The 5,480-nt window shown below is 49.0% G+C and carries 2 tRNA genes and 3 rRNA genes; all 5 read right to left on the bottom strand.

From position 1 onward, the window contains the following. Positions 1-19: 19 nt before the first annotated feature. Positions 20-134: ribosomal RNA gene (gene rrf, locus RMA94_RS01260) — 5S ribosomal RNA — on the bottom strand. 186 nt (positions 135-320) lie between these two features. Then, a 23S ribosomal RNA gene (locus RMA94_RS01255) occupies positions 321-3,211 on the bottom strand. 360 nt (positions 3,212-3,571) lie between these two features. Beyond that, a tRNA-Ala gene (locus RMA94_RS01250) sits at positions 3,572-3,647 on the bottom strand. A gap of 55 nt (positions 3,648-3,702) precedes the next feature. Next, positions 3,703-3,779: transfer RNA gene (locus tag RMA94_RS01245), tRNA-Ile, on the bottom strand. Positions 3,780-3,838: 59 nt separating this feature from the next. Further along, positions 3,839-5,376: ribosomal RNA gene (locus RMA94_RS01240) — 16S ribosomal RNA — on the bottom strand. The 16S, 23S and 5S rRNA genes sit together here with 2 tRNA genes alongside, the layout of an rRNA operon. Positions 5,377-5,480: the final 104 nt, after the last annotated feature.

Below are 5,480 nucleotides of genomic sequence, written 5' to 3'. Positions count from 1 at the left end.
GGGGGTGTTTAGAATAATGAGCTGGCGATGACTTACTCTCACATGGGTAACCCCACACTACCATCAGCGCTAAGAGGTTTCACTTCTGAGTTCGGGAAGGGATCAGGTGGTTCACTCTTGCTATGGTCGCCAGCACAACTGGTATGGATACTTGCTTCGTTTTATTCACTGTGTGATACGTTGCGTTTTCCAAATCTTTACAGATGGGCTGATTGGTCTGATTTTTCGTTGTTCATTTTAGCTAGTAGTATAACTAAATCAAGTTGCTTTGCATGTTTATGAATCGATTGATGCTTCATATACAACTGCTTGGGTGTTGTATAGTCAAGCCTCACGAGCAATTAGTATTGGTCAGCTTCACATATCACTATGCTTCCACATCCAACCTATCAACGTCCTAGTCTCGAACGGCTCTTTAGAGGAATAAATTCCTAGGGAAATCTTATCTTGAGGTAGGCTTCCCGCTTAGATGCTTTCAGCGGTTATCCCTTCCGAACATAGCTACCCGGCGATGCGACTGGCGTCACAACCGGTACACCAGAGGTTCGTCCACTCTGGTCCTCTCGTACTAGGAGCAGATCCTCTCAAATTTCCAGCGCCCACGGTAGATAGGGACCGAACTGTCTCACGACGTTCTAAACCCAGCTCGCGTACCTCTTTAAATGGCGAACAGCCATACCCTTGGGACCTGCTTCAGCCCCAGGATGAGATGAGCCGACATCGAGGTGCCAAACACCGCCGTCGATATGAACTCTTGGGCGGTATCAGCCTGTTATCCCCAGAGTACCTTTTATCCGTTGAGCGATGGCCCTTCCATACAGAACCACCGGATCACTAAGACCTACTTTCGTACCTGCTCGACTTGTGGGTCTCGCAGTTAAGCGCGCTTTTGCCTTTATACTCTACGCGTGATTTCCGACCACGCTGAGCGCACCTTCGTACTCCTCCGTTACTCTTTAGGAGGAGACCGCCCCAGTCAAACTACCCACCAGACACGGTCCTCGTCCCGGATAACGGGACAGAGTTAGAACCTCAACATTACCAGGGTGGTATTTCAAGGACGGCTCCATTGGAACTAGCGTTCCAACTTCAAAGCCTCCCACCTATCCTACACAAGTAAGGTCAAAGTTCAGTGTCAAGCTGCAGTAAAGGTTCACGGGGTCTTTCCGTCTAGCCGCGGGTACACTGCATCTTCACAGCGATTTCGATTTCACTGAGCCTCTGCTGGAGACAGCGCCGCCATCATTATGCCATTCGTGCAGGTCGGAACTTACCCGACAAGGAATTTCGCTACCTTAGGACCGTTATAGTTACGGCCGCCGTTTACTGGGGCTTCGATCAAGAGCTTCGCTTACGCTAACCCCATCAATTAACCTTCCAGCACCGGGCAGGCATCACACCCTATACGTCCACTTTCGTGTTTGCAGAGTGCTATGTTTTTAATAAACAGTTGCAGCGGCCTGGTTTCTGCGGCTGTCGTCAGCTCAGGAAGCAAGTTCCATCACCAACAACAGCGTACCTTCTCCCGAAGTTACGGTACCATTTTGCCTAGTTCCTTCAGCAGAGTTCTCTCAAGCGCCTTGGTCTACTCGACCTGACCACCTGTGTCGGTTTCGGGTACGATTCCTGTGTAACTGAAGCTTAGAGACTTTTCCTGGAAGCATGGTATCAGCCACTTCACTGTACAAGTACAGCTTGCTATCGGATCTCAGTATAGAGTACCCCGGATTTGCCTAAGATACATACCTACATCCTTCCACCTGGACAACCAACGCCAGGCTGACTTAACCTTCTCCGTCCTCTCATCGCATTACACAGAAGTATTGGAATATTAACCAATTTCCCATCGACTACGCCTTTCGGCCTCGCCTTAGGGGTCGACTCACCCAGCCCCGATTAACGTTGGACTGGAACCCTTGGTCTTTCGGCGAACGGGTTTTTCACCCGTTTTGTCGTTACTCACGTCAGCATTCGCACTTCTGATACCTCCAGCATACTTCTCAATACACCTTCATCGGCTTACAGAACGCTCCCCTACCACTTGACTAATGTCAAATCCGCAGCTTCGGCACATAGTTTTAGCCCCGTTACATCTTCCGCGCAGGCCGACTCGACTAGTGAGCTATTACGCTTTCTTTAAAGGGTGGCTGCTTCTAAGCCAACCTCCTAGCTGTCTATGCCTTCCCACATCGTTTCCCACTTAACTATGATTTTGGGGCCTTAGCTGGCGGTCTGGATTGTTTTCCTCTTGACTACGGACGTTAGCACCCGCAGTCTGTCTCCCGGATAGTACTCATAGGTATTCGGAGTTTGCATCGGTTTGGTAAGTCGGGATGACCCCCTAGCCGAAACAGTGCTCTACCCCCTATGGTATTCGTCCGAGGCGCTACCTAAATAGCTTTCGGGGAGAACCAGCTATCACCAGGCTTGATTAGCCTTTCACCCCTATCCACAAGTCATCCCCTGGCTTTTCAACGACAGTGGGTTCGGTCCTCCAGTTAGTGTTACCCAACCTTCAACCTGCTCATGGATAGATCGCCTGGTTTCGGGTCTATACCCAGCAACTAAACGCCCTATTAAGACTCGATTTCTCTACGGCTCCCCTATACGGTTAACCTCGCTACTGAATATAAGTCGCTGACCCATTATACAAAAGGTACGCAGTCACACCACGAAGGTGCTCCCACTGCTTGTATGCATGCGGTTTCAGGATCTATTTCACTCCCCTCACAGGGGTTCTTTTCGCCTTTCCCTCACGGTACTGGTTCACTATCGGTCAGTCAGGAGTATTTAGCCTTGGAGGATGGTCCCCCCATATTCAGACAAGGTTTCACGTGCCTCGCCCTACTCGTCATCATTATGTGTGCCCTTTCGTGTACGGGAATATCACCCTCTACGTTCGCACTTCCCAGAGCGTTCCACTAAAACACACATAACTTAATGGGCTGATCCCCGTTCGCTCGCCGCTACTGAGGGAATCTCAATTGATTTCTTTTCCTAAGGGTACTGAGATGTTTCACTTCCCCTCGTTCGCCTTGCAACACTATGTATTCATGTTGCAATACCTACCTTAAAGTAGGTGGGTTCCCCCATTCAGAAATCTCCGGATCAAAGGATATTTGCCGCCTCCCCGGAGCTTTTCGCAGGCTATCACGTCTTTCATCGCCTCTGACTGCCAAGGCATCCACCACATGCACTTAATTACTTGACCATACAACCCCAAACAGTCGTCAACACCTACAAGTGAGTGTTGTCCGTGCGATTCTTCATCGCTACTATCTGTTGTCTGTGTACTTAAACACTGTACAGCTTCAATCTAAATTCATATACCAAAACGCTTGATTCAGTTAATTTGCTAGTTCTCAATTAACTCCAAGATTAGAATTACTTCCTCTCTCTTTGTTATTGAGTGAACAATTTATTTCAGACTCAATTTTGCCAATCTGTTAATGAATAAACATGCCTTCGTCAGGTCATGCTTAATACCGTGATACTTAAATCACAGAAGTTAATAAACCAAGATCTAAATCTCTATTTACTAATTTCTGTAATCCGAACTTCTCTTAAGTTCTGGTGGAGACTAGGAGAGTCGAACTCCTGACCTCCTGCGTGCAAAGCAGGCGCTCTACCAACTAAGCTAAGTCCCCAGCTTACATCATCAGTCATGTATCTTTTATCTATAACTTCAACCAGTCAAAGTCATGGTGGGTCTGACAAGACTTGAACTTGTGACCCCACGCTTATCAAGCGTGTGCTCTAACCAACTGAGCTACAGACCCTCAGATACATCTATGAAGAACAACTTGTTGTGGATTCTTACCAATCGTCAATCTTTCGTTAAGGAGGTGATCCAGCCGCAGGTTCCCCTACGGCTACCTTGTTACGACTTCACCCCAGTCATCGGCCACACCGTGGTAACCGCCCTCTTTGCAGTTAGGCTAGCTACTTCTGGTGCAACAAACTCCCATGGTGTGACGGGCGGTGTGTACAAGGCCCGGGAACGTATTCACCGCGGCATTCTGATCCGCGATTACTAGCGATTCCGACTTCATGGAGTCGAGTTGCAGACTCCAATCCGGACTACGATCGGCTTTTTGAGATTAGCATCCTATCGCTAGGTAGCAACCCTTTGTACCGACCATTGTAGCACGTGTGTAGCCCTGGCCGTAAGGGCCATGATGACTTGACGTCGTCCCCGCCTTCCTCCAGTTTGTCACTGGCAGTATCCTTAAAGTTCCCGACATTACTCGCTGGCAAATAAGGAAAAGGGTTGCGCTCGTTGCGGGACTTAACCCAACATCTCACGACACGAGCTGACGACAGCCATGCAGCACCTGTATGTAAGTTCCCGAAGGCACCAATCCATCTCTGGAAAGTTCTTACTATGTCAAGGCCAGGTAAGGTTCTTCGCGTTGCATCGAATTAAACCACATGCTCCACCGCTTGTGCGGGCCCCCGTCAATTCATTTGAGTTTTAGTCTTGCGACCGTACTCCCCAGGCGGTCTACTTATCGCGTTAGCTGCGCCACTAAAGCCTCAAAGGCCCCAACGGCTAGTAGACATCGTTTACGGCATGGACTACCAGGGTATCTAATCCTGTTTGCTCCCCATGCTTTCGCACCTCAGCGTCAGTGTTAGGCCAGATGGCTGCCTTCGCCATCGGTATTCCTCCAGATCTCTACGCATTTCACCGCTACACCTGGAATTCTACCATCCTCTCCCACACTCTAGCTAACCAGTATCGAATGCAATTCCCAAGTTAAGCTCGGGGATTTCACATTTGACTTAATTAGCCGCCTACGCGCGCTTTACGCCCAGTAAATCCGATTAACGCTTGCACCCTCTGTATTACCGCGGCTGCTGGCACAGAGTTAGCCGGTGCTTATTCTGCGAGTAACGTCCACTATCTCTAGGTATTATCTAAAGTAGCCTCCTCCTCGCTTAAAGTGCTTTACAACCATAAGGCCTTCTTCACACACGCGGCATGGCTGGATCAGGCTTGCGCCCATTGTCCAATATTCCCCACTGCTGCCTCCCGTAGGAGTCTGGGCCGTGTCTCAGTCCCAGTGTGGCGGATCATCCTCTCAGACCCGCTACAGATCGTCGCCTTGGTAGGCCTTTACCCCACCAACTAGCTAATCCGACTTAGGCTCATCTATTAGCGCAAGGTCCGAAGATCCCCTGCTTTCTCCCGTAGGACGTATGCGGTATTAGCATTCCTTTCGAAATGTTGTCCCCCACTAATAGGCAGATTCCTAAGCATTACTCACCCGTCCGCCGCTAAGATCAGTAGCAAGCTACCTCTCTCCGCTCGACTTGCATGTGTTAAGCCTGCCGCCAGCGTTCAATCTGAGCCATGATCAAACTCTTCAGTTAAAATCATTTTGTACCTTATTTAAAGACAAGGTACCAATTCTGGCTCATCAATTACTGACTTAAATTTCGCTCAAATAAACTTCGAGTAATTTAAACCAATCAAT

This window comes from Acinetobacter sp. V115_6 (genome assembly GCF_031799025.1).
Taxonomy (GTDB): Bacteria; Pseudomonadota; Gammaproteobacteria; order Pseudomonadales; family Moraxellaceae; genus Acinetobacter; species Acinetobacter pittii.
This window is presented reverse-complemented; position numbering and strand designations above follow the sequence as displayed.